This is a genomic window from Streptomyces sp. NPDC087787 (genome assembly GCF_044743035.1).
Taxonomy (GTDB): domain Bacteria; phylum Actinomycetota; class Actinomycetes; order Streptomycetales; family Streptomycetaceae; genus Streptomyces.
This window is the reverse complement of the sequence record NZ_JBIUVQ010000011.1, coordinates 190,057-217,007: the sequence shown is the minus strand read 5'-3', so window position 1 is coordinate 217,007 and position 26,951 is coordinate 190,057. Positions and strand designations below refer to the sequence as shown.

Below are 26,951 nucleotides of genomic sequence, written 5' to 3'. Positions count from 1 at the left end.
CCACGGGCGCGGGACTGACGGCTTCCGGCCCGGGGCCGGGCGGTCGCCGCCCACCCGCCGGCCGCGACGGTCGGGCGGTCCGGCAGGCGCGGCGAGCGGAGGGAGCGGAGGGAGCGGGGGGCGCATGCCGGCCGGGGTTCGCGGCCACAGCCGCCTCTTCCGGGACCGGCGGCGCCCCGGGCCGGCCGCTCTCGTCAGGGGGTGGTCACTCCCCCGGCCACTGGGGGCGGCGCTTCTCGTTGAAAGCGGCCACTCCCTCCGCGCGGTCCGCCGAGAAGGCGACCGAGCGCCAGGCCGCGTCCTCGACCTCGAGGCCGGCCCGGAGGTCGAGGCCGTGGCCGAGTCGCAGCGCGCGCTTGGCGGCGCGCAGCCCGATCGGAGAGTTCGCCGCCATCCGGGAGGCCAGTTCCAGGGCCTCCTCGCGGTCGCGGCCCTCGTCCACCAGCCGGTCCACGAGGCCCAGCCCGGCCGCCTCCGGCGCCTCCAGCCGACGCGCCGTGAAGATCAGCTCGGCGGCCCGGGCGGCACCCACCCGCCGGGGCAGCAGCTGCGTACCGCCGCCGCCGGGGATGACGCCCACCGAGACCTCCGGCAGCCCCACCACGGCCGTACGGTCGGCCACGATCATGTCGCAGGACAGGGCCAGCTCGAAGCCGCCGCCGAGCGCGAACCCGTGCACCGCCGCGATCGTCGGCATGGGCAGCTCCAGCACGCCGGTGTACGCACCGCGTGCGACCGGGCGCTGGCGCACCAGGTCGGCGTCGCTGAAGGAGTTGCGCTCCTTGAGGTCGGCCCCGACGCAGAACGCCCGCTCGTGCGAGGACGTCAGGACGACCACGCGCGCGTCCCGGTCGGCGGCGAGCGCCGCACAGGCCGCGGCGATCGACCGCGCCATGTCCGTGGACACGGCGTTCATCGCCTTGGGCCGGTCCAGGACGAGCTCCGCGACGTACTCGTGCCGCCGCACCAGCACGAACTCGCCGAACCGCTCCTCGGTCATGACACCCTCCTGGTTAACGTGGGTTAACAAGAAACCAGGCCCGATCATCGCAGCAGGGCCCGCGCCGGGGGAAGGGCGGACGGGTTGCAGGCGCGGCCCCGTTGTCGAGACCCGGCACCCCGTTCGAGTGACATCCCCGCCCAACTGCCGCCGAACCCCCGGGAGAGCGCATAACGTGCGTCCGCCATGGCGCATCAGGGGGCGCGAGCGCATCGGGGAGGACGGCGATGACGACGCACACGGCCACAGTCCGGCAATCCGCCGACAACGACGACAAGACAGGCATAGACGGGACGGGCGGGGGCGGCGGCGACGCCGCGGAGGAGACCGCCCGCACGCAGTGGGGCCCCGGCGCCCGCGGACGGCACCGCAGGCGCCGGCCCCGCAAGGCGCTGCTGGCCGCCGGAGGACTCGCGGTGGCCGCCGGTGTGCTGAGCCTCGTACGGCTGGCGCCCGAGTCCGGGCTCGGCGGTCCGGGCACCGCCGAGGCCGAGCCCCACGCGGCCCAGGGCAACGGCTCCGGCCGCTCCGCCGGCACCCCCACCGGCGCCTCCACCGCGCCCCGTACGTCCGCCGCGCCCTCGGCGGACGTCGCCCTGGGCGGGGTGAGCGCCGCACCGGTCGCGGAGTCGGGCGCCGTGCCGACGGCGTCCCCGTCCCCGGCGGCCGCAGCGCGGCCCCCGGCGCTCCCGGAGACCACGGCCGTTCCCACGGCGCCTCCCGAGGATCCCGAGGGCCTCAAGGACACGGACCCGCCGGAGCACCCGGATTCCACCGCGGACGCGCCAGGGCCGTCCGCCACCACGGCCCCGGCTCCGCACCCCGCACCGACCCCGAGCACGCAGCCCCCGGCCCCGCCCTCCGGCGGAAGCGGCGGCCTGTGTCTGCCGATCATCGGGCTGTGCGTCGGCGTCGGGGCCGGACCGGCCCGCTGAACCGGGAGGCGACCGCCGGTTACGCGGGCCCGCCGTTGCGCCGGGTGAGCAGCCAGGGCTCGACCACGCCCAGACCGCGCACCGGGCGCTGCCACATCGGCTGAAGGGCGAACCGGTACACCGGCGGCTCCTCGCCCTCCTTCTCGGCCGTCGCCGCGGCCTCGGCCGCCTCCGCCTCGGACGCCGGGGCGTCCCCGGTGCGGATCAGCTCCTCGGCGAAGGCGCTGTCGACCAGGACGGCGTCGCGCGGAGCTATCGAGGTGAGCCGGGAGGCGAGATTGACGGTGGTGCCGAACACATCGCCCATACGGGTGGTGACCGTGCCGAACGCCATGCCCACGCGCAGCTCCGGCATCGTCTCGTCGTGGGCCATCGTCTCGACCAGCCGCAGCGCGATGTCCGCCGCCGTGCCGGCGTCGTCGGCGGCGTACAGCACCTCGTCGCCGAGCGTCTTGATGAGCCGTCCGCCGCGCGCGGCCACAAGGTCGGCCGAGGTCGTCTCGAACGCCTCGACGAGTTCGCCGAGCTCCTCCTCCTCCATGCGGCGGGTCAGCCGGGTGAAGCCGACGAGGTCCGCGAAGCCCACGGCCAGCCGCCGGTCGACCATCTCCTCGTCGTCGGCTGCCTGCACGACCCGGCCGGCCGAGGCGGCGAGCTGGCGGCGCCAGACGTAGACCAGGAACTCCTCCAGCTCGGGCAGCAGCAGCTCGACGATCGGGTACGTCACCTCGGTGCGGGTCATACCGGGCTCGGGCGGCTCGGTCAGGCCCTCCAGGAAGGAGTCCATCTGCCATTCGGCCAGACGGGCGGTGGTCTGCCCGGTGGACCGGGCCACCTGCACCGCCATGGCCTCGCTGAGCAGCCCCGCCTCGACCAGACCCGCGAGCCGCCGCAGGGCCAGCACGTCGGCCTCCGTGAGCGCCCTGGCCTGGCCTATGTCGGCGAAGCCCATGGCCCGCCAGAAGCGTGAGGCCAGCTCCATGGAAACGCCGGCGCTGCGGGCCGCCTGGAACGGGGTGTAGCGCCGCTCCGCGCCCAGGATGAGCTGTTCGAGGCGCAGCGCGAGAGGGTGTGCGCCGGAGTCGGCGGCGTCCGGGTCCTCCTGCTCGTGCGAGGACGAGAATGGCGGAGGCTCCTCCGGGCCGTCCGCGTCCGCGCCGGAGCCCGTGTCGTCGACGGTCACGCCTGCTGCCCTTCCGATCTGCCACGGTCAGGTATCGACCGGCCTCAACTCTACGGCAGGTGTGCGCCAGCTCACTCCGTCAGGTTCCGCCGAGAGCGGAGCCGCGCGTGCGGGCCGGGGTGGAGCTGACCGGCGCTGTTCCGGCACCCGCACCGGCGTCACCGGGTGCGGGGCCGCCGGAACGGCGCCCGCGCCCACCGTGACCGCGCACGGCCGCGGCGGGCATCCCGGACGCCCCCGCCGGGCGGTTCACGCGGGGCGCAGATGCACGATGTCGCCCGCGCCGACCGGCTCCTGCACACCCTCCTCGGTGGCGATGACCAGACGGCCGTCCCCGTCCACCGCGACGGCTTCCCCGACCACCGCCCGGTCGCCCGGCAGTTCCGCCCGGACCACCCGGCCGAGCGTCGCACAGCCGGCCGCGTACGCCTCCTGGAGACCGCTCGCGGCCGCGTCGCCTTCCACCGCCCGCCACCGGCCGTACCAGTCCTCCAGGGAGCGAAGGACCGACCGCAGCAGCGGATCGCGGTCGGTGCTCACGGCTCCGGCGAGCGCGAGGGAGCCCGCCTGCGGGACCGGGAGTTCGTCCCGCCGCAGCGAGACGTTGATGCCGATGCCGATGACCACCGCGTCCGCGCCGGCCCGCTCGGCCAGGATGCCGCCGGCCTTGCGTTCCTCGCCTCCGACGGTCACCAGCAGGTCGTTCGGCCACTTCAGCGCCGTGTCGACCCCGGCGGCCCGGGACAGGCCCGTGGCCACCGCGACGCCGGTGAGCAGCGGCAGCCAGCCCCAGCGGGCCACGTCCACCTCGCCGGGCCGCAGCAGCACCGAGAAGAACAGGCCGGAGCGGGGCGGGGCCGTCCACCGGCGGTCCAGGCGGCCCCGGGCGGAGGTCTGCTCCTCGGCGACCAGGACGGCTCCCTCGGCCGCCTTCCCCACGGCGGCCCGGGCCACCAGGTCCGTGTTGGTGGAACCGGTCCTCCCCACCACGTCCACCTCGGACCACAGCCCACCCGCCCGCACCAGGCCGCGCCGCAGCGAACCGGCGTTCAGGGGCGGGCGGTCCAGGTCGGACCAGCGGCTGTCGTGCGGCTCGTTGCCGGGGTTGTCGTCTGCTGCATCTCGCGGCGTCATGCAAGCCACCCTAGGTGTGGGAAACGCCGCACTGCCGATCGGCGGACCCCCTACTACGCTACGGATGAGTAACCGTCCCCCCTTGTGAGCAGGCAGGGAGCCGCGATCCCGATGTCCGAGCCGGAAGAGCGCCAAGAGATCGACATTCACACGACCGCGGGCAAGATCGCGGATCTTCAGCGCCGCGTCCTGGCGGCGACGCACGCCGGCTCCGAGCGCGCCGTGGAGAAGCAGCACGCCAAGGGGAAGCTGACGGCCCGCGAGCGGATCGAACTGCTGCTCGACGAGGGGTCGTTCGTGGAGCTGGACGAGTTCGCCCGGCACCGTTCCACCAACTTCGGCCTGGAGCAGAACCGGCCGTACGGGGACGGCGTGGTCACCGGCTACGGCATGGTCGACGGCCGCCCGGTGGCGGTGTTCTCGCAGGACTTCACGGTCTTCGGCGGAGCGCTCGGCGAGGTCTACGGGCAGAAGATCGTCAAGGTGATGGACTTCGCCCTGAAGACCGGCTGCCCGGTCATCGGGATCAACGACTCGGGCGGCGCCCGGATCCAGGAGGGGGTCGCCTCCCTCGGCGCGTACGGGGAGATCTTCCGCCGCAACACCCACGCCTCCGGGGTGATCCCGCAGATCAGCCTGGTCGTGGGCCCGTGCGCGGGCGGCGCGGTCTACTCGCCGGCGATCACCGACTTCACGATCATGGTCGACCAGACCTCGCACATGTTCATCACCGGCCCGGACGTCATCAAGACGGTCACCGGCGAGGACGTCGGCTTCGAGGAACTCGGCGGCGCCCGCACCCACAACACCGCCTCCGGCGTGGCCCACCACATGGCGGGCGACGAGAAGGACGCGATCGAGTACGTCAAGCAGCTGCTGTCGTACCTGCCGTCGAACAACCTCTCCGAGGCGCCGGTCTTCCCCGAGGAGGCCGACGTGGCCGTCTCGGCCGAGGACCTGGAGCTGGACACGGTCGTCCCGGACAGCGCGAACCAGCCGTACGACATGCACACGGTGATCGAGCACGTCCTGGACGACGCCGAGTTCCTCGAGACCCAGCCGCTGTTCGCGCCGAACATCCTCACCGGGTTCGGGCGGGTGGAGGGCCACCCGGTCGGCATCGTCGCCAACCAGCCGATGCAGTTCGCCGGCTGCCTGGACATCGACGCCTCCGAGAAGGCCGCCCGCTTCGTACGGACCTGCGACGCCTTCAACGTGCCCGTGCTCACCTTCGTCGACGTGCCCGGCTTCCTCCCGGGCGTCGACCAGGAGCACACCGGCATCATCCGCCGCGGCGCCAAGCTGATCTTCGCCTACGCCGAGGCCACGGTCCCGCTGATCACAGTGATCACCCGCAAGGCCTTCGGCGGCGCCTACGACGTCATGGGCTCCAAGCACCTGGGCGCCGACCTCAACCTGGCCTGGCCGACCGCCCAGATCGCCGTCATGGGCGCCCAGGGCGCGGTCAACATCCTGCACCGCCGCACCATCGCCGAGGCCGAGGCCGCCGGCGACGCCGAGGCCACCCGCGCCCGGCTGATCCAGGAGTACGAGGACGCGCTCCTCAACCCCTACGTGGCGGCCGAACGCGGCTACGTCGACGCGGTCATCAAGCCCTCGGACACCCGCTCCCACCTCGTGCGCGGACTGCGTCAACTGCGCACCAAGCGTGAATCCCTGCCTCCGAAGAAGCACGGCAACATCCCCCTGTAAGGAGCCGCTGTGATCAAGGTCGTACGAGGCAACCCCACCCCGGAGGAGCTTGCCGCCGCCCTGGCGGTGGTCCGGGCCCGCGCCGTGGCGGCCGCGGATGCGCCGTCCGGCGCGGCCCCCGGCCACCGGGACTCGTGGGCCGATCCGTCGCGGATCGCCGCGCGGCGGGTGCCGTCGCCGGGACCGGCGGCCTGGGCCCGGACCTACTGGCCGGGCTGAGCCCCGGCGGGGCGCCGGCCAGAAGTTGAGTACGCGTACTCAGGCGCGCGGCGCCACACCGGCCGCACGATCGGGGGATGCTGTGGTCCGACCCCGAGAACGAGCCGCCGAAGGAACTGCGTGACATGCAGGACATGTTGCGGCGGCTCGGCATTTTCATGGCGCTGGCCATGGTGCTGGCCATGTTCGTGATCGGTGTGAGGTGAGACGGAGCAGCCGCCGCCGATACGCTGACCGTATGACTGACCAGCCGCGCCGCCGACTCGTGCTCGCCTCCCAGTCCCCCGCCCGGCTCGGGCTGCTCCGGCAGGCCGGGCTCGACCCGGAGGTCGTCGTGAGCGGCGTCGACGAGGACGCGGTCACCGCGCCCACCCCCGCCGAACTCGCGCTCGCCCTCGCCGAGGCGAAGGCCTCCGTGGTGGCGGCCCGTCCGGAGGTCCGGGGCGCGCTCGTGATCGGCTGCGACTCCGTGCTCGACCTCGACGGCCACGCCCTCGGCAAGCCCGCCGACGCCGAGGAGGCCACCGCCCGCTGGAAGGCGATGCGCGGCCGGGTCGGCACCCTGCAGACCGGGCACTGCGTCTGGGACACGGAGAGCGGGCGGCACGCCGCTGCCACCGCCTCCACCGTCGTCCGCTTCGGTGAACCGACCGACGACGAGATCGCCGCGTACGTCGCCTCGGGCGAGCCCCTGTACGTGGCCGGCGCCTTCACCCTGGACGGCCGTTCGGCGCCCTTCATCGACGGCATCGACGGCGACCACGGCAACGTCATCGGCATCAGCCTGCCCCTGGTCCGCCGCCTGCTGGCCGAACTCGGCGTGGGCATCACCGAGTTGTGGGCGCCGACCGCGGACTGATCAGGGGGTACGGGGCTCGGCCGGAGGAGGGGTGAGGGGCGTGGGCGGCGCCTCATGGACATGATCCGTCGGCTTCGTGAGCACCGGCGGACCGGCGGCCCTCCCGGAGCCGGGGGTGACTTCGGAGCCGGGGGTGGCTTCCGCCTCGGGCCCGCCCGCGTCCGTGGAACCTCCGTCCCGCGCCTCGCCCGCCGGGCCCTCCTCGTGGTCGTGCGTCATCAGCAGCAGCACGATGAGGCCGAGCACGACCACCATGAACAGGAACGCCCGCCGGCCCACCAGCCCCCAGGCGACCGCGCCGAGGAGGCCGTGCACCACGGCCGCGCTGATCAGCAGGACGCGTCCGGCCCCGGCCGGGCGGTGCCCCCGTAGCGCCACGAGCAGGGCGACGAGGCCGCACAGGGCGAAGTAGAGACCGAGGACCAGACCGCCGGCCTTCGACGAGGTCGACATGACGTTCGGATCCAGGCCGGCCAGGGACATCCTCTGCCGGTGCACGACCATCCCGAGGAACCAGTTCAGCGCAGCCACGCCGAATGCCTCCGCGAAGAGCACGAGCGCCACCACCCACGCCACCGGTCTGCGCACCACCGGTCCCACCCACTTCCGCCTGCCGCTCCGCGCGGAGCCCTGTTACCGCGAGTACCACCGAGACATCCTGAACGCTACTAACGGGTAAACCCGGGGACAAGAGTCCTGCCACCGGCAAAGAATCATTGGGCCATTCGTAGGGACTCCACAAAGAAACGAAGTGCGTCGCAGCACGCCCTCACAGAGACCTTGGCCACATGGGAGGGCTAGGGTTTTCCGGAGGAGTCCTGCGTACAGCGATGCGACAAGGGATTTCGCGAGCCGAGCGCGCCTCGAATCACGCTCCGTGTGGGCAAGCTCACCACGGGGGACGGGTCGAAGTGCCGTGTCGGCAGTCCCTAAACTCGGCTTGTTTCAAGGAGGGAGCCTCAATCGTGCGCAAGGTGCTCATCGCCAACCGTGGCGAAATCGCTGTCCGCGTTGCCCGGGCCTGCCGGGACGCCGGTATCGCGAGCGTGGCCGTCTACGCCGACCCGGATCGGGACGCTCTGCATGTCCGCGCCGCGGATGAGGCGTTCGCCCTGGGCGGTGACACCCCGGCCACCAGCTACCTGGACATCGACAAGGTGCTGAAGGCCGCGAAGGAGTCCGGCGCGGACGCGGTCCACCCCGGATACGGCTTCCTCTCGGAGAACGCCGAATTCGCCCAGGCCGTGCTGGACGCCGACCTCGTCTGGATCGGCCCGCCGCCGCAGGCCATCCGCGACCTCGGCGACAAGGTCGCGGCCAGGCACATCGCCCAGCGCGCCGGCGCCCCCCTGGTGGCCGGCACCCCCGACCCGGTCTCCGGCGCCGAGGAGGTCGTGGCCTTCGCCGAGGAGCACGGCCTGCCGATCGCCATCAAGGCCGCCTTCGGCGGCGGCGGGCGCGGCCTGAAGGTCGCCCGCACCCTGGACGAGGTCCCCGAGCTCTACGAGTCCGCCGTGCGCGAGGCCGTGGCCGCCTTCGGCCGCGGCGAGTGCTTCGTCGAGCGCTACCTGGACCGGCCCCGCCACGTGGAGACCCAGTGCCTGGCCGACCGCCACGGCAACGTGGTCGTCGTCTCCACGCGTGACTGCTCCCTCCAGCGCCGCCACCAGAAGCTGGTCGAGGAGGCCCCGGCGCCGTTCCTGTCGAAGGAGCAGGTCGCCGAGCTGTACCGCGCCTCGAAGGCGATCCTGAAGGAGGCCGGCTACGTCGGCGCCGGCACCTGCGAGTTCCTGGTCGGCCAGGACGGCACGATCTCCTTCCTGGAGGTCAACACCCGCCTCCAGGTCGAGCACCCGGTCACCGAGGAGGTCGCCGGCATCGACCTGGTGCGCGAGATGTTCCGCATCGCCGACGGCGAGGAGCTCGGCTACGACGACCCGCCGCTGCGCGGCCACTCCTTCGAGTTCCGCATCAACGGCGAGGACCCGGGCCGGGGCTTCCTGCCCGCCCCCGGCACCGTGACGAACTTCGCCGCGCCCTCCGGCCCCGGCGTCCGCCTGGACGCGGGCGTGGAGTCCGGCAGCGTCATCGGCCCGGCCTGGGACTCCCTGCTGGCCAAGCTGATCGTGACCGGCCGCACCCGCAAGGAGGCCCTCCAGCGGGCCGCCCGGGCCCTGGAGGAGTTCCAGGTCGAGGGCATGGCCACCGCCATCCCCTTCCACCGCGCGGTGGTCACCGACCCGGCGTTCGCCCCGGAGCTGACGGGATCCGGCGACCCGTTCACGGTCCACACCCGCTGGATCGAGACCGAGTTCGTCAACGACATCAAGCCCTTCACCGCCGTCGCCGACACCGACGCCGACGAGGAGACGGGCCGCGAGACCGTCGTCGTGGAGGTCGGCGGCAAGCGCCTGGAGGTCTCCCTGCCCACCTCGCTGGGCATGTCCCTGGCCCGCACAGGCCTCGCTGCGGGCGCCAAGCCCAAGCGCCGCGCCGCGAAGAAGTCCGGCCCCGTCGCCTCCGGCGACACCCTCGCCTCCCCGATGCAGGGCACCATCGTCAAGGTCGCCGTCGAGGAGGGCCAGGAGGTGAAGGAGGGCGACCTGGTCGTCGTCCTTGAGGCCATGAAGATGGAGCAGCCGCTCAACGCCCACCGCAGCGGCACCATCAAGGGCCTGTCCGCCGACGTCGGCGCCTCCATCACCTCCGGCGCCGTCATCTGCGAGATCAAGGACTGATCTCCCGGAGCGCCCGCAGGAGCCCGGCGAGCCGCGCGAGCGGCCCGCCGGGCTCCATGCTTTTCCGGCGAGCCGGTCCGCTTTTCCGGGGCGAACCGGTCCGCGGTCCTTCCCGAGCACGGCCCGAAGACCTCCCCCGGCCTCCCCGGGGGCGGACAAGCCCTCAGCGCCTCCGGAGGTCCGCCACCCGTGCGGCCGGACGCTCCGTGCCGTTCGGCTGGTCCCCGCCCAGGGACGCCGGGCGGAGGTTCGCGCTCGGCGGCTGGGTGCGGCGGGGGCCCGGGAGGGGCACCTCACGGCGGCGGTCGCGGGGCGGGGGCTGATCCGCCGCCGGGTTTCCCGCCGCGCCGGCCACGGCGATCTGGACGCCCTGGTCGGCGAGGGCCTGGAGCTCGGTGGCCGCGCGGTCGTCGTGGGCCGGGGGGTCGTCCGTCACCAGGCGGGTGATGAGGTCGGTCGGGACCGTCTGGAACATCGTGTCCGTACCGAGCTTGGAGTGGTCGGCGAGCACCACCACCTCCGCGGCGGACTGCACCAGGGCCCGGTCGACGGACGCCGACAGCATGTTGGACGTGGACAGGCCGCGCTCGGCCGTCAGTCCGCTCCCTGACAGGAACGCCTTGGACACCCGCAGCCCGTGCAGCGACTGCTCGGCCCCGGACCCGACGAGCGCGTAGTTGGAGCCGCGCAGCGTGCCGCCGGTCATCACGACCTCCACGCGGTTGGCGTGGGCCAGCGCCTGGGCGACCAGCAGGGAGTTGGTGACGACGGTCAGGCCGGGCACACGGGCGAGCCGACGGGCCAGCTCCTGGGTGGTCGTACCCGCGCCCACGACGATCGCCTCGCCCTCTTCGACGAGGCCCGCGGCGAGGTCGGCGATGGCCGTCTTCTCCGCGGTCGCGAGATGCGACTTCTGCGGGAAGCCGGACTCACGGGTGAACCCACCCGGGAGTACCGCACCGCCGTGCCGGCGGTCGAGGAGTCCTTCGGCCTCCAGTGCCCGCACGTCCCGCCGTACGGTCACTTCGGAGGTCTGGACGACGCGGGCGAGTTCACGGAGCGACACGGCACCGTTCGCTCGCACCATTTCGAGGATCAATTGGCGACGTTCAGCAGCGAACACGAAACTGACAGTAACCCCAGCGACCGTCTGCTTTCAGCAGTTTGCGCCGATTAGCAGAAGTTGTTCGCAGGGCAGAGTGCCGGATGGTATAGAGCCTGTTCCGTTCGCTCCTGCCACCGGCATGGTCCGCGACTCCCCGTGACCGGCGGGGAGTCGCAACCGCGCCGAGTCCTACGCCTCGCCCGTCGCCTTGCGCGTGTGCAGCTGTCGTGCCACCTCGGCGATCGAGCCCGACAGCGAGGGGTACACGGTGAACGCGTTCGCGATCTGCTCGACCGTCAGGTTGTTGTCGACGGCGATCGAGATGGGGTGGATCAGTTCCGAGGCGCGCGGGGCCACGACCACGCCGCCGACCACGATCCCCGTGCCCGGACGGCAGAAGATCTTGACGAAGCCGTCCCGGATGCCCTGCATCTTGGCGCGCGGGTTGCGCAGCAGCGGCAGTTTCACACAGCGGGCGTCGATCTTGCCCGCGTCCACGTCGGCCTGGGAGTAGCCGACGGTGGCGATCTCGGGGTCGGTGAAGACGTTGGAGGAGACCGTCTTGAGGTTCAGCGGGGCCACCGCGTCGCCCAGGAAGTGGTACATCGCGATGCGTCCCTGCATCGCCGCCACCGAGGCCAGCGCGAAGACCCCGGTCACGTCGCCGGCCGCGTACACGCCCGGAGCCGTCGTCCGGGACACCTTGTCGGTCCAGATGTGACCGGAATCGCGCAGCCTGACGCCGGCCTCCTCCAGGCCGAGCCCGGCGCTGTTGGGGATGGCGCCGACGGCCATCAGGCAGTGGCTGCCCTCGATGACCCGGCCGTCCGCCAGCGTCACCTCCACGCGGTCCCCGACCCGCTTGGCCGCGGCGGCACGCGAGCGCGCCATGACGTTCATGCCACGGCGGCGGAAGACGTCCTCCAGGACGGCGGCCGCGTCCGGGTCCTCACCCGGCAGCACGCGGTCGCGGGAGGACACCAGGGTGACCTTCGAGCCGAGCGCCTGGTAGGCGCCGGCGAACTCGGCGCCGGTGACGCCCGAGCCGACCACGATGAGTTCCTCGGGCAGCTCGTCGAGGTCGTAGACCTGGGTCCAGTTGAGGATCCGCTCGCCGTCCGGCTGGGCGTCGGGCAGCTCGCGCGGGTGACCGCCGGTCGCGATCAGCACGGCGTCCGCGGTGAGCCTCTCCTCGCTCCCGTCGGCCGCCCGGACGACGACCGTGCGCGACCCGTCGAGCGCCTGCATGCCCTCCAGCCGGCCGCGCCCCCGCACGACCCGGGCGCCGGCCCGCGTCACGGACGCGGTGATGTCGTGGGACTGGGCGAGCGCCAGCCGCTTCACCCGTCGGTTGACCTTCCCCAGGTCGACGCCCACCACCCGGGCGGCCCGCTCCGCGGCCGAGGCCTCGGCGGGGCCGCCGTCGGAGAGGGTGTCGGCGACGGTGATCCCCAGTTCCTCGTACGACGAGTCGAAGGTGGTCATCACCTCGGCCGTAGCGATAAGGGTCTTCGACGGCACGCAGTCGGTCAGCACCGACGCTCCGCCCAGACCGTCGCAGTCGACGACGGTCACCTCCGCGCCGAGCTGCGCCGCCACCAGCGCCGCTTCGTAGCCGCCGGGTCCACCACCGATGATCACGATCCGAGTCACGTACTCCATTGTCCCGCACCGTTCAAGGTGCCACGGCCCCGGGGCGCGGCGCGGTGGTACCGCGTTGCCCGTGGGACCCGTGAGACGGGTGCGCGGCTGACGTACGCTCGACGCATGTCGCTCTATGCCGCATACGCCGGCCATCTCGACGCGCGGCTGATGTCCCGCCGCGCCCCGCACTCGCCGCTGCGTGCCACGGGCTGGCTGAACGGCTGGCGGCTGACCTTCGGCGGGGAGCAGATGGGCTGGGAGGGCGCGCTGGCGACCCTTGTGGAGGATCCGATCTCCCAGGTCTTCGTGGCCCTGTACGACATCGCCCCGATGGACGAGGACTCCCTCGACCGCTGGGTGGGCGTGGGTCTCGGCGTCTACCGGCGGGCACGCGTGCGCGTCCACACGCTGGACGGCGAGGAACGGGCCTGGGCCTACGTCCTCGACGGCTACGAGGGCGGTCTCCCCTCCGCCCGCTACCTCGGCGAGATCGCGGACGCGGCGGAGTCGGCGGGGGCACCCCACGACTATGTGATGGAGCTGCGGAAGCGGCCGTGCTGAGCCGCGCCGCGGACCTCCTGGAAGCCTGACCCGAGTCGCCTCGAGGGCCGTCGGGAGCCGTTCCTCGTCGGAAACGACAAGACAACGATCGCATTGCCGTGACCACGGGCATCTACGCGCGTAGGCGAATAGCGGCTACGCTCGTCGGCGTGAACGCATCTCTTCTTCCGGACGACATCCAGGGCGACCCGTACGCCGCCGCCGACGCCGCCGCCTCGCGCCTGCGCGAACTCACGGGTGCCGAGTCCCACGACGTCGCCCTCGTGATGGGGTCCGGCTGGGCACCGGCCGTCGACGCCCTGGGAACCCCCGACGCCGAGTTCCAGGTCACCGAGCTGCCCGGATTCCCGCCGCCGGCGGTCGAGGGCCACGGCGGCAAGATCCGCTCGTACACCATCGGGGACAGCCGCGCGCTGGTCTTCCTGGGCCGCACCCACTACTACGAGGGCCGGGGCGTGGCCGCCGTGGCCCACGGCGTGCGCACCGCCGTCGCGGCCGGCTGCAAGACGATCGTGCTCACCAACGGCTGCGGCGGCCTGCGCGAGGGCATGCGCCCCGGCCAGCCGGTGCTGATCAGCGACCACCTCAACCTGACGGCCACCTCGCCGATCGTCGGCGCCAACTTCGTCGACCTCACCGACCTGTACTCCCCGCGCCTGCGCGCCCTGTGCAAGGAGGTCGACCCCACCCTCGAGGAAGGCGTCTACGCGCAGTTCCCCGGCCCGCACTACGAGACGCCGGCGGAGATCCGCATGGCCCGCACCATCGGCGCGGACCTGGTCGGCATGTCCACCGTCCTGGAGGCCATCGCCGCCCGCGAGGCCGGCGCGGAGGTCCTCGGCATCTCCCTGGTGACCAACCTCGCCGCGGGCATGACCGGCGAGCCCCTCAACCACGAGGAGGTCCTCCAGGCGGGCCGCGACAGCGCCACCCGCATGGGCTCCCTGCTGACCCAGGTCCTGGGCCGCCTGTAGCACCACGAAGAAGGCGACGGGCCCCACGGCGACGGGGGGAAAGCCGCCGAACGGCGGAAGGGGCCGTGGGGGTGGGTCGACAGCCCGCCGCATACTTCGTCTCTGCCCAGTTCAACCCTGGAAACATTGGGCAGTACGCCCGTGCGTGGCGGGCCGGACCCACCCCCACGGCCCCGACCCACAACGCACCCCGGGCGCCCCGGCACACCGCCGAAGGCCCAAAGGCACCACCGCCGAAGGCACAGGCACCACCGCCGGAGGCCCCGGCAGACACACACGAGAGGCTGACCCCAACGTGCACGACGACCTCATCGCACGGGCCAAGGCGTGGCTGGCCGAGGACCCCGACCCCGAGACCCGTGACGAACTCGCCCGGCTCCTCGAAGCCGTGAACGCCGAGAACGCCGAGAACGCGGTGAACGCGGTGAACGCGGTGAACGCCGAAGAGCTGACCGCGCGCTTCGCCGGCACCCTCCAGTTCGGCACCGCGGGCCTGCGCGGCGAACTCGGCGCGGGCCCCATGCGCATGAACCGCTCCGTCGTCATCCGCGCCGCCGCCGGCCTCGCCGCGTACCTGAAGAAGAACGGGACCGCCCACGGGGACGGGAACGCGGGCCTCGTCGTCATCGGCTACGACGCCCGCCACAAGTCCGCCGACTTCGCCCGCGACACCGCCGCCGTCATGACCGGCGCCGGCCTGCGCGCCGCGGTGCTGCCGCGCCCCCTCCCCACCCCCGTCCTCGCCTTCGCCATCCGGCACCTCGGCGCGGTCGCGGGCGTGGAGGTCACCGCCAGCCACAACCCGCCCCGCGACAACGGCTACAAGGTCTACCTGGGCGACGGCTCCCAGATCGTGCCGCCCGCCGACGCCGGGATCGCCGCCGAGATCGACGCGATCAAGAGCCTCCACGACGTCCCCCGTCCGGACTCCGGCTGGGAGACGCTCGACGACTCCGTCCTCGAGGCCTACCTCGCCCGCACGGACGCCGTCCTCGCCCCCGGTTCGCCCCGTACGGCCCGCACCGTCTACACGGCGATGCACGGCGTCGGCAAGGACACCCTCGTCGCCGCGTTCGCCCGGGCCGGCTTCCCCGCCCCCGAGCTGGTCCTCCAGCAGGCGGAGCCGGACCCGGACTTCCCGACCGTCGCCTTCCCCAACCCGGAGGAGCCCGGCGCGATGGACCTGGCGTTCGCCAGGGCCCGCGCGACCGACCCCGACCTGGTCGTCGCCAACGACCCGGACGCCGACCGCTGCGCGGTGGCCGTCAAGGACGGCGCCGACTGGCGCATGCTGCGCGGCGACGAGGTGGGCGCCCTGCTCGCCGCCCACCTGGTCTCCCGCGGCGCGACCGGCACCTTCGCGGAGTCGATCGTCTCCTCCTCCCTCCTCGGCCGCATCGCCGAGAAGGCGGGCCTGCCCTACGAGGAGACCCTCACCGGCTTCAAGTGGATCGCCCGCGTGGAGGGCCTGCGCTACGGCTACGAGGAGGCCCTCGGCTACTGCGTCGACCCCGACGGCGTACGCGACAAGGACGGCATCACCGCCGCCCTGCTGATCACCGAGCTGGCCTCGCGGCTCAAGCAGGAGGGCCGCACCCTCCTGGACCTGCTCGACGACCTCGCCGTCGAGCACGGCCTGCACGCCACCGACCAGCTCTCGGTCCGCGTCCAGGACCTCTCGCTGATCGCCGACGCGATGCGCCGCCTGCGCGAGCAGCCCCCGTCGGCGCTCGCGGGCCTGCCCGTCACCCGCGCCGAGGACCTCACCCGGGGCACGGACCGGCTGCCGCCCACGGACGGTCTGCGCTACACCCTCGACGGCGCCCGCGTGATCGTCCGCCCCAGCGGCACGGAGCCCAAGCTGAAGTGCTACCTGGAGGTCGTGGTCCCGGTCGGCACCCACGCCGACCTCCCGGCGGCCCGCGCGGAGGCCACCGAGCTGCTCGCGTCGATCAAGCGCGACCTGTCGGCGGCTGCGGGCATCTGACCCGTACGGAAACGGGTGTCCCTCACCGAGAGGGACACCCGTTCCGGCCCGAAAGCAGCCGGGAGACACCCGCCGCACAGACGTCCGGGCGGACACCGGACGACACACGCGTCACGGACCCTCGCGCCACGGACACACAGGCGGTCGACGCGCGCGCCGCCGACGCCCGCGCGTCAGCCCACCGCGATCAGAATCGCCAGCACCACCGCACCGGCCACCGCCGGGCCCACGATCTCGTACGCCCAGCGGACCGTCACCTCGCCCTGCGCCGTCTCGGCGTGCTCACGGGCCTCGTGCAGCTCGCGCAGGTCGTCCATGAACTGGTCGCCCGCCGCGCGGACGGGACCGTCGTCGGCCGCGCTCCCGGACCCGAAGGCGCCGCCCGCGCGTCCGCCGGCCCTGCCCGCCCCCGCCGCGCGCTCGCCCGCCGCCTCGGCCCGCGCCTGCCGCCGGGCGGCCCGCTTGCGCCCCCGCAGCGAGACGGGCACCGCCCAGAGCTGGTACTTGGTGCCGGACTGGTCGAACACCTCGTTCGAGAAGCCGGAGCGCAGCCCGGAGACCTGGCCCCAGGGCAGCACGATCACGCGGAAGGGGTTGCGGATGCGCAGCCGGTCGGTGCTGGCGTACACGGCGGGCCGCAGGGTGAAGGCGACCACCAGCGGCACGACGAGGATCATCCCGGCGAGCGCCAGCCACGGGGTGCGGCCCTCGCCGACCACCAGCGCGTCGATGCCCAGCCATCCGACGACGGCGAGGAGCAGGGCACCGCTCGCGATGCCTGCGGACGACCGGTTGACCCGGTCCTTGAACTCGGGGGCGGCAGGTCGCGGCGCGGGGGGCTCGTGCTCGGGCGTCGTCATGGTCCCGATTCTGCCCGACGGCCGGACGGGCTCTCATCCGCGGTGCCCGCGGACGGGCGGGCGCCGTGCGAACGTCGGCCGGGTCACAAGACAGCCCGGGGGGTGTACAGCCGCTACGCGCGTAGATATGCTCGCCTGGTGACCATGCCCACCACTGCACCCCCTCTCGCTGACGTCACCGCGTCCGACAGCACGCTGCGCCGCTTCCTGCACGGGCTGCCCGGTGTCGACGCGGTCGGCCTGGAGGCGCGCGCCGCCTCGCTCGGCACCCGTTCCATCAAGACCACCGCGAAGGCGTACGCCATCGACCTCGCCATCTCGATGGTCGACCTGACGACGCTGGAAGGCGCGGACACCCCGGGCAAGGTCCGGGCGCTCGGCGCCAAGGCGGTCCACCCCGACCCGACGGACCGTACGGCCCCCGCCACGGCCGCGGTCTGCGTCTACCCCGACATGGTGGCCGCCGCGAAGGAGGCCGTGGCCGGCTCGACCGTGAAGGTCGCCTCGGTCGCCACCGCCTTCCCGGCCGGCCGGGCGTCACTGGACGTGAAGCTGGCGGACGTGCGCGAGGCGGTCGCCGCGGGCGCCGACGAGATCGACATGGTCATCGACCGCGGAGCGTTCCTCGCCGGCAAGTACCTGAAGGTGTACGACGAGATCGTCGCCGTGAAGGAGGCCTGCGGGAGCTCCGCGCGCCTGAAGGTCATCTTCGAGACCGGCGAGCTGTCGACGTACGACAACATCCGCCGCGCGAGCTGGCTCGGCATGCTGGCGGGCGCCGACTTCATCAAGACCTCCACCGGCAAGGTCGCCGTCAACGCCACCCCGGCCAACACTCTGCTGATGCTTGAGGCCGTGCGTGACTTCCGGGCGCAGACCGGCGTGCAGGTCGGTGTGAAGCCGGCCGGCGGCATCCGCACCTCCAAGGACGCGATCAAGTTCCTGGTCCTGGTCAACGAGACCGCAGGCGGGGACTGGCTGGACAACCACTGGTTCCGCTTCGGCGCCTCCTCGCTCCTGAACGACCTGCTGATGCAGCGTCAGAAGCTGGCCACCGGCCGCTACTCCGGTCCCGACTACGTGACGGTGGACTGAGACCTCATGAACATGGAAAACCAGATTTCCCCCTTCGAATACGCACCGGCGCCCGAGTCCCGCTCGATCGTCGACATCGCGCCGTCCTACGGCCTGTTCATCGACGGCGAGTTCGCCGAGGCGGCCGACGGCAAGGTCTTCAAGACGGTCTCCCCCAGCACCGAGGAGGTGCTGTCCGAGGTCGCCCAGGCCGGCGAGGCGGACGTGGACCGCGCGGTGAAGGCGGCCCGCACAGCCTTCGTGAAGTGGTCGGCGCTGCCCGGCTCCGAGCGCGCCAAGTACCTGTTCCGCATCGCCCGCATCATCCAGGAGCGCAGCCGTGAGCTGGCGGTCCTGGAGACGCTGGACAACGGCAAGCCGATCAGGGAGACGCGGGACGCGGACCTGCCCCTGGTGGCCGCGTACTTCTTCTACTACGCCGGCTGGGCCGACAAGCTCGGCCACGCGGGCTTCGGGCCGTCCCCGAAGCCGCTGGGCGTGGCCGGCCAGGTCATCCCGTGGAACTTCCCGCTGCTGATGCTGGCGTGGAAGATCGCCCCGGCGCTGGCGACCGGCAACACGGTGGTCCTCAAGCCCGCCGAGACCACCCCGCTGTCCGCGCTGTTCTTCGCGGACATCTGCCGCCAGGCCGGCCTGCCGAAGGGTGTCGTCAACATCCTTCCCGGCTACGGCGACGCGGGCGCCGCGCTGGTGGCGCACCCGGACGTGAACAAGGTCGCCTTCACCGGCTCCACGGCCGTCGGCAAGGCGATCGCGCGCACGGTCGCGGGCACGGACAAGAAGCTCACCCTCGAACTGGGCGGCAAGGGCGCCAACATCGTCTTCGACGACGCGCCGATCGACCAGGCCGTCGAGGGCATCGTCAACGGCATCTTCTTCAACCAGGGCCAGGTCTGCTGCGCGGGCTCGCGGCTGCTGGTGCAGGAGTCGATCCACGACGAGCTGCTGGACTCCCTCAAGCGCAGGCTCTCCACCCTGCGCCTGGGCGATCCGCTCGACAAGAACACCGACATCGGCGCGATCAACTCCGCCGAGCAGCTGGCCCGGATCACCGCGCTCGCCGACAAGGGCGAGGCGGAGGGCGCCGAGCGCTGGTCGCCCGCCTGCGAACTTCCCGAGAGCGGCTACTGGTTCGCGCCGACGCTGTTCACCGGCGTCACCCAGGCGCACACCATCGCCCGTGACGAGATCTTCGGCCCGGTGCTCTCCGTCCTCACCTTCCGCACCCCGGACGAGGCCGTCGCCAAGGCCAACAACACCCCGTACGGGCTGTCCGCGGGCATCTGGACGGAGAAGGGCTCCCGGATCCTGGCGGTGGCGAGCAAGCTGCGCGCCGGTGTCGTCTGGTCCAACACGTTCAACAAGTTCGATCCGACCTCGCCGTTCGGCGGCTACAAGGAGTCGGGCTTCGGCCGCGAGGGCGGCCGGCACGGCCTGGAGGCGTACCTCGATGTCTGAGAACTCCGAGAAGTCAGTGAAGTCCGGGGCGACGACCGAACCGCGGCTTTCGGTCCTCAAGACCTACAAGCTGTACGTGGGCGGCAAGTTCCCGCGTTCCGAGAGCGGCCGGGTGTACGAGGTGAGCGACTCCAAGGGCAACTGGCTGGCGAACGTTCCGCAGTCGTCCCGCAAGGACGCCCGTGACGCGGTCGTGGCCGCGCGCAAGGCGTTCGGGGCGTGGTCCGGCGCGACCGCGTACAACCGGGGCCAGATCCTCTACCGCATCGCCGAGATGCTGGAGGGCCGCCGTGAGCAGTTCGTCCGCGAGGTCGCCGAGGCCGAAGGCCTGTCCAAGGCCAGGGCGGCCGCGCAGGTCGACGCGGCGATCGACCGCTGGGTCTGGTACGCGGGCTGGACCGACAAGATCGCCCAGGTGGTGGGCGGCGGCAACCCGGTGGCGGGCCCGTACTTCAACCTCTCCTCCCCCGAGCCGACCGGCGTGGTGACCGTCCTGGCCCCGCAGGAGTCGTCGTTCCTGGGCCTGGTCTCGGTGATCGCCCCGGTGATCGCGACCGGCAACACGGCGGTGGTGGTCGCGAGCGAGAAGTCCCCGCTCCCGGCGCTCTCCCTCGGCGAGGTGCTGGCCACCTCCGACCTGCCGGGCGGTGTCGTGAACGTCCTGTCCGGCCGTACGGCGGAGATCGCCGCGCCGCTCGCCGCGCACCAGGACGTCAACGCGATCGACCTCGCGGGCGCCGACGCGGAGCTGGCGAGGGAACTGGAGGTCGCGGCGGCGGACAACCTCAAGCGCGTCCTTCGTCCACAGCCTGTGGACAACTGGTCGGCGACACCGGGCACGGACCGCATGACGGCCTTCCTGGAGACCAAGACGGTCTGGCACCCGACGGGCTCCCTGGGCGCCTCCGGCTCGTCCTACTGAGCCGTCCGGGGTGCCGCACGCGCCCCGGACGGGCGAGAGCCGCGCCTCCCCTCCGTCCGGGGGAGGCGCGGCTCTCCGTGTGCGCGGAGTGCGCTCGGCTCAGCGCACCGACCCGAGCAACTGACCGACGACCGGCACGGCGCCCACCGACGGGGCCTGGGCCACCGGGCCGGTGACCATCTTCGAGCCGACCGGCTGGAAGTCGGCGACCTGGGTGCCGACCCCGTTGTCGAGCGGGTCGACGCCGGTGCCCGCGAGCGGGTTGGGCTTGAGGGCCGTGACGGTCCCGGTGGTGTGACCGACCGTGCCGGCCACCGCCTGCACACCCGACTGCGCGTCGGCCTGCCCGAGAGAGCCGAGCAGGCGCCCCTCGCCCCCGCCCGGGAGGATCTCCGCCGAGGCCGTCGTCGCGCCCACGCCCAGGGCGGCCCCGGCGGTAACGACGGCGACCAGGGCACGGCGGGCGGTGGGACGAGGTGAGGACGCGTGTCGAGCCATGACTGGTGCCGCCTTACGGATGCGGTGGGTAACGAGAACGGGGCACAGGGTAGTTGAGACGTAACCCACGTTCCAAAGCCGACCCGCGGGGTCGGCAGGCGCGCCACCATGCGTCAAACTGGTGTTCCGTGAGCCTTCATCCTCCGCCTCCCGCCCGTGTCGTACTGCTGTGCGGCCCTTCGGGCTCGGGCAAGTCCCTGGTCGCCGCCCGCGCCGGACTGCCCGTACTGCGCCTCGACGACTTCTACAAGGAGGCCGGCGACCCGACGCTGCCGCTGGTGGCGGGGAGTTCGGACATCGACTGGGACCACCCCGGCTCGTGGGACGCGGACGTCGCGGTCGCGGCGATCAGCCGGCTGTGCGCGACGGGCACCACGAGCGTGCCGGTGTACGACATCTCGCTGAGCGCCCGCACCGGCGAGGACACGCTGCACATCGGCCGCACCCCGCTGTTCATCGCGGAGGGCATCTTCGCCGCCGAGATCGTGGGGCGCTGCCGTGAACTCGGCGTCCTGGCCGACGCGCTGTGCCTGAACCGCGGACCGGTCACCACGTTCCGGCGGCGCTTCGTGCGGGATCTGAAGGAGGGTCGCAAGTCGGTGCCGTTCCTGATCCGCCGCGGCTGGCGGCTCATGCGCGCCGAACGGTCGATCGTGGCCCGTCAGATCATGCTGGGCGCGCACGCCTGCGACCGGGACGAGGCCCTCGGCCGGCTGGCCGCCGCGGCGGCGGGACGGCAGGCGCAGACACGGACGGCCGCCTGACCGGCGTACGGCTCAACCGGCCTACGGCAGAGGGGCGTACGCGTCTCGTACGCCCCTGGTGCGCCCCCTCGCGCGTCAACGCGCGTGCGCACATGCCCGGAAGCGGGACACGAAAGCGGGACTGGACAGACCCCCCGGTCCTCCAGCCCCGCTCCCTTGGTGCTCCCCCACTTTCCCCCGTGGGTTCCCCCGTGCTTTCCCCCGTTTCCCCACTTCCCCCGTGTTCCCGGTCCCCCGTGGCTCCCCCGAGCCCCGTGTTCCCCCCGGGATTCCCCCGCTTTCCCCTTCCCCCGTTCCCCCCGCCCTTCGGTCGTGTCAGGCGACCAGTTCGCCGAAGGACTCCTCACAGTCACGGCCGAAGCTGAGGACCTCGTCCTCGCGCAGCCGGCGCAGGGACCGCCAGATGCTGGACTTCACCGTGCCGACGCTGATGCCGAGGATGGCCGCGATCTCCGGGTCCGTACGGCCCTCGTAGTAACGCAGGACCAGCATGGTGCGCTGGAGCTCGGGCAGCCGGGCCAGCGCCTGCCACAGGACGGTGCGCAGCTCGGTGCCGCGCATGGCGTCCGTGTCGCCGGGCGTCTCCGGCAGTTCCTCGGTCGGGTACTCGTTGAGCTTGCGGCGCCGCCAGGCGCTGATGTGCAGATTGGTCATGGTGCGGCGGAGGTATCCGCCGACGGCCGCCTTGTCACTGATCCGGTCCCACGCCCGGTAGGTCGAGAACAGCGCGCTCTGCAGCAGGTCCTCGGCCTCGAAGCGGTCGCCGGTCAGGTGGTAGGCGGTTGCGTACAGGGAGGCGCGGCGCTCCTGGACGTAGGCGGTGAACGCCGCTTCGGCATCCACGGTCTCCGACAGCGTGCGGCGCTCCCCCGAGCCCTCCCCGTACGCGGTTCCCCCGTGTGCTTCCCCCGTGTTCGCGTCAACCACCGTCATGCGGGGCTGAAGCCCCTGTGGCGCATGCGCGGTGTGCTGACGCCCGGTGCCGCGAGCGCACCCCCGCCCGCTCACGGCACCGGACTTCTCCGGAGACCGGGCCACATCGTGCAGACGCGTGACCACTGCGCTCTGGCTGGTGCTGTGCAGTGTGTTCATTTGCGCCCCCCGTCGTGGAGTCCCGGTGTTCCGTCCTGCTTCCTTGCCCCGTGCCGAAAAGCTTGCCGTGGTCACTTCATGACCATGTCCGCCGACTGTCACAGACCTGTCACAGGGGTCGGGAGCCCGTTACCGCGCGCAGGTCGCGGTACGGGTGCCGTGCGGGTGTCGAAACAGCGACCCCGCATGGGCCAGAATGAGGACCGTGCCTTCCCTGTTGCTGATCGAGGACGACGACGCCATCCGAACGGCCCTGGAGCTCTCACTGACGCGCCAGGGACACCGGGTGGCCACCGCTGCCAGCGGCGAGGACGGTCTGAAGCTGCTGCGCGAGCAGCGGCCGGACCTGATCGTGCTGGACGTGATGCTGCCCGGCATCGACGGGTTCGAGGTGTGCCGGCGCATCCGCCGCACGGACCAGCTGCCGATCATTCTGCTCACCGCGCGCAGCGACGACATCGACGTGGTGGTCGGGCTGGAGTCCGGCGCCGACGACTACGTGGTCAAGCCCGTGCAGGGGCGGGTGCTGGACGCCCGGATCCGGGCCGTGCTGCGGCGCGGCGAGCGGGAGGCGAACGACGCGGCGACCTTCGGCAGCCTCGTCATCGACCGCGCGGCGATGACCGTGACGAAGAACGGCGAGGACCTCCAGCTCACCCCGACCGAGCTGAGACTGCTGCTGGAGCTGAGCCGCCGGCCCGGGCAGGCGCTGTCCCGGCAGCAGTTGCTGCGGCTGGTGTGGGAGCACGACTACCTCGGTGACTCGCGGCTCGTGGACGCCTGCGTGCAGCGGCTGCGCGCCAAGGTGGAGGACGTGCCCTCGTCCCCGACGCTGATCCGTACCGTGCGCGGCGTCGGTTACCGCCTGGACGCGCCTCAGTGACCGATGAGCAGGGCGGGCTCGGCGACTGGGCCTCGGATCGCAACAGGGGGACGCTGTCCCGGCTCCGGTTCACCAGTCTGCGACTGCGGCTGGTCGTCGTCTTCGCGCTGGTGGCGCTGACCGCGGCGGTGTCGGCGTCCGGGATCGCGTACTGGCTGAACCGCGAGGCGGTGCTCACCCGCGCCCAGGACGCGGCGCTGCGCGACTTCCAGCAGGAGGTGCAGAACCGCGCGGGCGCGCTGCCGGTGCACACCACGCAGGACCAGCTCCAGCACACCGCGGGGCAGATGGCCGGCAGCAGCCAGCGGTTCAGCGTGCTGCTCGTCGGCCAGGACGCGACCGGCCGGACGCTGTACGGCAACTCCGGCGGGCTGAACGGCTTCTCGCTGCAGGACGTGCCCCTCTCGCTGCGCACCGCGGTGAACAGGCAGCAGCCGCTCTCCTCGGCCAACAAGGCGCCGTACCACCTGTACTGGCAGCGGATCGTCATGCACGGCACCCCTTATCTGGTGGCCGGCACGCGGGTGATCGGCGGCGGTCCGACCGGCTACATGCTCAAGTCGCTGGAGCCGGAGGCCAAGGACCTCAACTCGCTCGCCTGGTCCCTGGGCATCGCCACCGGCATGGCCCTCATCGGCGCCGCCCTGCTCGCCCAGGCCGCCGCCACGACGGTGCTGAAGCCGGTGCACCGGCTGGGAGTCGCCGCGCGCCGGCTCGGCGAGGGCAAGCTCGACACCCGGCTGCGGGTGTCCGGCACCGACGAACTCGCCGATCTCTCCCGGACGTTCAACAAGGCGGCCGAGGCGCTGGAGAAACGGGTCGCCGACATGGCGGCCCGCGACGAGTCCTCCCGCCGCTTCGTCGCGGACATGAGCCATGAGCTGCGTACGCCGCTGACCGCCATCACCGCCGTCACGGAGGTCCTCGAGGAGGAACTGGAATTCGAGGGCGGTGGCATCGACCCGATGATCGAGCCGGCCGTGCGGCTCGTCGTCAGCGAGACCCGGCGGCTGAACGACCTGGTCGAGAACCTGATGGAGGTCACCCGCTTCGACGCGGGCACGGCCCGGCTGGTCCTGGACGACGTCGACATCGCCGACCTGATCACCGCCTGCATCGACGCCCGCGCCTGGCTGGACGCCGTCGAACTGGACGCCGAGCGCGGCATCCACGCCCAGCTCGACCCGCGCCGTCTGGACGTCATCCTCGCCAACCTCATCGGCAACGCGCTCAAGCACGGCGGCTCGCCGGTGCGGGTGTCGGTGCGCGAGTCGGCCGCGGAGGCGGAGCGGCCCGCCGAGATCGTCATCGAGGTGCGCGACCACGGGCCGGGCATCCCCGAGGACGTGCTGCCGCACGTCTTCGACCGCTTCTACAAGGCGAGCGCGTCCCGGCCCCGCTCCGAGGGCAGCGGCCTCGGGCTGTCCATCGCCCTGAACAACGCGCACATCCACGGCGGTGGCATCACCGCGGCCAACTCGCCCGAGGGCGGTGCGGTGTTCACGCTGCGGCTGCCGCGGGACGCCTCCGCGCTCGCCGCGGAGCGTACCGAGCACGGGCAGGACGAGGACAACGGCTCGAACGGGGCCGCCCGATGAACGCGCGCCGACTCCTTCCGGCGGCGCTGACCGCCCTCGGCCTGCTGCTCGCCGGGTGCGGGATCCGGCCCACCGAGGTGCCCACGGACTTCGGCGGCGCGCCCTCCCGCGTGCCCTGCTCGCTGTCCCAGCCCGACCTGGCCACCCAGTCCTCGCGCGGCGTGCCCGTCCAGGTGTTCCTGCTGTGCGGCTCGTCGCTGGTGACCGTCGACCGTACGGTACGGGTGCCGGAGAGCACCGCGGACGCGCGGCGGCGGGTGATCGTGGCCCAGGGGCTGCTCGACCAGCTCGCCACGCCGCCGTCGCCCGGCGAGAAGGCGGCCGGGTACACCACGCACGTCCCGGGCGGACTGAGGGTCGAGGGACCCCGCCCCCGTGACCCCGCCGACACGCTCCGGCTGAGCAGCGCGCCGGCCGGCCTCGCCCCGTACGCCCTCGCCCAGATCGTGTGCACCCTGTCCGACTCGGCCGCCGCCGAGGGAGACGGCTCCGTCGTCCTCGGCGGCCCGGACGAGACGGCCCTGCGCCGCTACGAGTGCACCGCAGAACTCCGCTCCCGCCCGGGCACCGGCCTGCCCCCGTCGGCCCCGGTGGCGGACGGCTGACGGGAGAGGCGGCGCGCGGCGACAGCACCGGTACGGGGCACCACGCCCGGCACGGGAAAGGCACCGCGTGCGGCGCCCGGGGGCGGCGCCCGGTGCGGCGCACCAGGACGCCACCGCGCGTGACACGCGGGGGCGGGGCACGGGTGTGGCGCCACGTGTGGCGACGGGCGCGGCGACGGGTGTGGCGACGGGTGTGGCGCAGCACTCACCTGTCACTGGGGTGTCCGACCGGAACCGATCGTGCCGGGGGTTGCGTCTTGGGTGGCGTGCAGCGTCAAGGCTCCAACCGCGGCAGCGCCGCGATCCACGTCCGCGTGACCGGGGGTGTCCTCCTCGTCGCCCACCTCGCGCTCGTCGCCTGGCTCACGCTGCGTCCGCTGGACGTCCCCTGGGTGACGCCGCCCAATCTGCGTCCGCTCGCCACCGTCCGGGCCGACCTGGCGCTGGGCTGGCCCCAAGCGGCCCGGCGCATCGGCGAGGGACTGGCGCTGCTCGGGCCGCTGGGCGTACTGCTGCCGATGACACACGGCAGCCTCCATGTCTCCCCGGTCGGCTCGCTGATCCGCACGGTCGCCGCCGGTGCCCTGGTCTCGCTGGGCATCGCCCTGCTGCAGACCGGCGTGCCGGGCCGGGTGGTGGATGTCGACACGGTCCTGCTGAACACCGTGGGCGTGGCGCTCGCCCACCTCGCGGTCGTCCCCGCCGGCCGCTCCCGCCTCCGCCGCGGGGCAGAGCGCGGGGACCGGACCGCCCCCCGCCGGGAGGACCCGCCTCAGGGGCGCACCCCGACGATTCCCAGGGTCGGCCTCGCCCCGTGGAGCGACGCTCTGCCGCCTTCGTCTCCGTAGCGTGGAACCAGGGCCGGCCGACTGGGAGGCCCCGCACCGACAGACCACGAAGGAGACGTGATGACCGCCCTCGCCCGCCCGACCCACGGCCGCGTGATCGGCGGAGTGTGCGCTGCGCTGGCACGGCGCTTCGGCACCTCCGCGACGACGATGCGCGTGCTCTTCCTGCTGTCCTGCCTGCTGCCGGGCCCGCAGTTCCTGGTCTACATCGCGCTGTGGATCCTGCTGCCCTCCGAGGAGACGGCCGGCAGCGCGTGGTGAGCACCGCATCCGCGG

The 26,951-nt window shown here is 72.8% G+C and carries 27 protein-coding genes; 18 read left to right on the top strand and 9 right to left on the bottom strand.

Features of this window, described 5'->3' with window-relative positions:
- Nucleotides 1-205: 205 nt before the first annotated feature.
- Nucleotides 206-1,000, bottom strand: a complete 795-nt coding sequence (locus tag ACIOWN_RS19500) for an enoyl-CoA hydratase/isomerase family protein (RefSeq protein WP_401982884.1) — start codon at nt 998-1,000, stop codon at nt 206-208.
- Between the two features lie 227 nt (nt 1,001-1,227).
- Here ACIOWN_RS19500 and ACIOWN_RS19495 point away from each other — a divergent pair, with 227 nt between their 5' ends.
- Nucleotides 1,228-1,935, top strand: a complete 708-nt coding sequence (locus tag ACIOWN_RS19495) for a hypothetical protein (protein ID WP_362346356.1) — start codon at nt 1,228-1,230, stop codon at nt 1,933-1,935.
- 19 nt (nt 1,936-1,954) lie between these two features.
- On the opposite strand, the gene ACIOWN_RS19490 is transcribed toward ACIOWN_RS19495, so the two are convergent.
- Both ACIOWN_RS19490 and ACIOWN_RS19485 read right to left on the bottom strand, forming a co-directional pair.
- A complete protein-coding gene (locus ACIOWN_RS19490) occupies nt 1,955-3,118 on the bottom strand; it encodes an adenylate/guanylate cyclase domain-containing protein (RefSeq protein WP_362346358.1) in 1,164 nt (387 codons plus the stop codon).
- 249 nt (nt 3,119-3,367) lie between these two features.
- Nucleotides 3,368-4,252, bottom strand: a complete 885-nt coding sequence (locus ACIOWN_RS19485; protein ID WP_401982882.1) for a biotin--[acetyl-CoA-carboxylase] ligase — start codon at nt 4,250-4,252, stop codon at nt 3,368-3,370.
- Nucleotides 4,253-4,363: 111 nt separating this feature from the next.
- On the opposite strand from ACIOWN_RS19485, the gene ACIOWN_RS19480 reads away from it, so the two are divergent.
- The 4 genes from ACIOWN_RS19480 to ACIOWN_RS19465 all read left to right on the top strand — a co-directional run bounded on the left by ACIOWN_RS19480 (nt 4,364) and on the right by ACIOWN_RS19465 (nt 7,043).
- Entirely contained in the window at nt 4,364-5,965 is a 1,602-nt protein-coding gene (locus ACIOWN_RS19480) for an acyl-CoA carboxylase subunit beta (RefSeq protein ID WP_362346362.1), read from the top strand.
- A 9-nt stretch (nt 5,966-5,974) separates the two neighbouring features.
- Nucleotides 5,975-6,184, top strand: a complete 210-nt coding sequence (locus ACIOWN_RS19475) for an acyl-CoA carboxylase epsilon subunit (RefSeq protein WP_362346364.1) — start codon at nt 5,975-5,977, stop codon at nt 6,182-6,184.
- A 77-nt stretch (nt 6,185-6,261) separates the two neighbouring features.
- On the top strand, nt 6,262-6,390 hold the full coding sequence (gene mmpB, locus ACIOWN_RS19470; RefSeq protein WP_362346366.1) for a morphogenic membrane protein MmpB: 129 nt from the start codon (nt 6,262-6,264) through the stop codon (nt 6,388-6,390).
- 32 nt (nt 6,391-6,422) lie between these two features.
- A complete protein-coding gene (locus ACIOWN_RS19465; protein WP_362346367.1) occupies nt 6,423-7,043 on the top strand; it encodes a nucleoside triphosphate pyrophosphatase in 621 nt (206 codons plus the stop codon).
- Here ACIOWN_RS19465 and ACIOWN_RS19460 read toward each other — a convergent pair whose 3' ends face one another.
- Nucleotides 7,044-7,634, bottom strand: a complete 591-nt coding sequence (locus tag ACIOWN_RS19460) for a hypothetical protein (protein WP_401982879.1) — start codon at nt 7,632-7,634, stop codon at nt 7,044-7,046.
- A gap of 374 nt (nt 7,635-8,008) precedes the next feature.
- Here ACIOWN_RS19460 and ACIOWN_RS19455 point away from each other — a divergent pair, with 374 nt between their 5' ends.
- Complete coding sequence (locus tag ACIOWN_RS19455) at nt 8,009-9,781, top strand: biotin carboxylase N-terminal domain-containing protein (protein WP_362346371.1); 1,773 nt, start codon at nt 8,009-8,011, stop codon at nt 9,779-9,781.
- A gap of 163 nt (nt 9,782-9,944) precedes the next feature.
- On the opposite strand, the gene ACIOWN_RS19450 is transcribed toward ACIOWN_RS19455, so the two are convergent.
- Together ACIOWN_RS19450 and ACIOWN_RS19445 are read right to left on the bottom strand one after the other, a co-directional pair.
- On the bottom strand, nt 9,945-10,904 hold the full coding sequence (locus tag ACIOWN_RS19450; RefSeq protein WP_362346373.1) for a DeoR/GlpR family DNA-binding transcription regulator: 960 nt from the start codon (nt 10,902-10,904) through the stop codon (nt 9,945-9,947).
- Nucleotides 10,905-11,075: 171 nt separating this feature from the next.
- Nucleotides 11,076-12,548, bottom strand: a complete 1,473-nt coding sequence (locus ACIOWN_RS19445; RefSeq protein ID WP_362346375.1) for an NAD(P)H-quinone dehydrogenase — start codon at nt 12,546-12,548, stop codon at nt 11,076-11,078.
- Nucleotides 12,549-12,653: 105 nt separating this feature from the next.
- On the opposite strand from ACIOWN_RS19445, the gene ACIOWN_RS19440 reads away from it, so the two are divergent.
- The 3 genes from ACIOWN_RS19440 to ACIOWN_RS19430 all read left to right on the top strand — a co-directional run bounded on the left by ACIOWN_RS19440 (nt 12,654) and on the right by ACIOWN_RS19430 (nt 16,052).
- Nucleotides 12,654-13,091 (top strand): gamma-glutamylcyclotransferase, encoded by a 438-nt coding sequence (locus tag ACIOWN_RS19440; protein ID WP_362346377.1) that lies wholly within the window; start codon nt 12,654-12,656, stop codon nt 13,089-13,091.
- Between the two features lie 149 nt (nt 13,092-13,240).
- Nucleotides 13,241-14,065 (top strand): purine-nucleoside phosphorylase, encoded by an 825-nt coding sequence (locus ACIOWN_RS19435; RefSeq protein ID WP_362346379.1) that lies wholly within the window; start codon nt 13,241-13,243, stop codon nt 14,063-14,065.
- 295 nt (nt 14,066-14,360) lie between these two features.
- Nucleotides 14,361-16,052 carry a phospho-sugar mutase gene (locus ACIOWN_RS19430; protein WP_362346381.1) on the top strand — a complete coding sequence of 564 codons (1,692 nt, stop codon included), beginning with the start codon at nt 14,361-14,363 and terminating at the stop codon, nt 16,050-16,052.
- Nucleotides 16,053-16,225: 173 nt separating this feature from the next.
- Here the strand turns inward: ACIOWN_RS19430 and ACIOWN_RS19425 are convergent, their stop codons facing one another.
- Nucleotides 16,226-16,912 (bottom strand): PH domain-containing protein, encoded by a 687-nt coding sequence (locus tag ACIOWN_RS19425; protein ID WP_362346383.1) that lies wholly within the window; start codon nt 16,910-16,912, stop codon nt 16,226-16,228.
- Nucleotides 16,913-17,056: 144 nt separating this feature from the next.
- Here ACIOWN_RS19425 and deoC point away from each other — a divergent pair, with 144 nt between their 5' ends.
- From deoC to ACIOWN_RS19410, 3 genes are read left to right on the top strand one after another with little or no spacing between them, the layout of a single operon-like run.
- Nucleotides 17,057-18,007: a deoxyribose-phosphate aldolase gene (deoC, locus tag ACIOWN_RS19420; protein ID WP_362346659.1), complete on the top strand. Its 951-nt coding sequence runs from the start codon at nt 17,057-17,059 to the stop codon at nt 18,005-18,007.
- A 12-nt stretch (nt 18,008-18,019) separates the two neighbouring features.
- On the top strand, nt 18,020-19,465 hold the full coding sequence (locus tag ACIOWN_RS19415) for an aldehyde dehydrogenase family protein (RefSeq protein ID WP_401982875.1): 1,446 nt from the start codon (nt 18,020-18,022) through the stop codon (nt 19,463-19,465).
- Nucleotides 19,458-20,387, top strand: coding sequence for an aldehyde dehydrogenase family protein (locus ACIOWN_RS19410; protein WP_362346386.1), 930 nt, complete (start codon nt 19,458-19,460; stop codon nt 20,385-20,387). Before ACIOWN_RS19415 ends, ACIOWN_RS19410 begins: the two co-directional genes overlap by 8 nt.
- A gap of 99 nt (nt 20,388-20,486) precedes the next feature.
- Here the strand turns inward: ACIOWN_RS19410 and ACIOWN_RS19405 are convergent, their stop codons facing one another.
- On the bottom strand, nt 20,487-20,885 hold the full coding sequence (locus ACIOWN_RS19405; RefSeq protein WP_362346388.1) for a hypothetical protein: 399 nt from the start codon (nt 20,883-20,885) through the stop codon (nt 20,487-20,489).
- A 128-nt stretch (nt 20,886-21,013) separates the two neighbouring features.
- Between ACIOWN_RS19405 and ACIOWN_RS19400 the strand changes: the two genes are divergently transcribed.
- Complete coding sequence (locus tag ACIOWN_RS19400) at nt 21,014-21,649, top strand: uridine kinase (protein ID WP_362346390.1); 636 nt, start codon at nt 21,014-21,016, stop codon at nt 21,647-21,649.
- A 315-nt stretch (nt 21,650-21,964) separates the two neighbouring features.
- Here ACIOWN_RS19400 and ACIOWN_RS19395 read toward each other — a convergent pair whose 3' ends face one another.
- Nucleotides 21,965-22,741 (bottom strand): SigE family RNA polymerase sigma factor, encoded by a 777-nt coding sequence (locus tag ACIOWN_RS19395; protein ID WP_362346391.1) that lies wholly within the window; start codon nt 22,739-22,741, stop codon nt 21,965-21,967.
- Nucleotides 22,742-22,946: 205 nt separating this feature from the next.
- Here ACIOWN_RS19395 and afsQ1 point away from each other — a divergent pair, with 205 nt between their 5' ends.
- The 5 genes from afsQ1 to ACIOWN_RS19370 all read left to right on the top strand — a co-directional run bounded on the left by afsQ1 (nt 22,947) and on the right by ACIOWN_RS19370 (nt 26,936).
- On the top strand, nt 22,947-23,624 hold the full coding sequence (afsQ1, locus tag ACIOWN_RS19390) for a two-component system response regulator AfsQ1 (RefSeq protein WP_100569907.1): 678 nt from the start codon (nt 22,947-22,949) through the stop codon (nt 23,622-23,624).
- Nucleotides 23,621-25,222 carry a HAMP domain-containing sensor histidine kinase gene (locus ACIOWN_RS19385; RefSeq protein ID WP_362346393.1) on the top strand — a complete coding sequence of 534 codons (1,602 nt, stop codon included), beginning with the start codon at nt 23,621-23,623 and terminating at the stop codon, nt 25,220-25,222. The genes afsQ1 and ACIOWN_RS19385 overlap by 4 nt, the downstream gene beginning before the upstream one ends.
- Nucleotides 25,219-25,827: a hypothetical protein gene (locus ACIOWN_RS19380; protein WP_362346395.1), complete on the top strand. Its 609-nt coding sequence runs from the start codon at nt 25,219-25,221 to the stop codon at nt 25,825-25,827. The genes ACIOWN_RS19385 and ACIOWN_RS19380 overlap by 4 nt, the downstream gene beginning before the upstream one ends.
- A gap of 266 nt (nt 25,828-26,093) precedes the next feature.
- Nucleotides 26,094-26,675, top strand: a complete 582-nt coding sequence (locus ACIOWN_RS19375) for a VanZ family protein (RefSeq protein WP_362346397.1) — start codon at nt 26,094-26,096, stop codon at nt 26,673-26,675.
- A gap of 60 nt (nt 26,676-26,735) precedes the next feature.
- The gene (locus ACIOWN_RS19370) at nt 26,736-26,936 is read left to right on the top strand and encodes a PspC domain-containing protein (RefSeq protein WP_362346399.1); all 201 of its coding nucleotides are present in this window, start codon (nt 26,736-26,738) and stop codon (nt 26,934-26,936) included.
- The last annotated feature ends 15 nt before the right edge of the window (nt 26,937-26,951 follow it).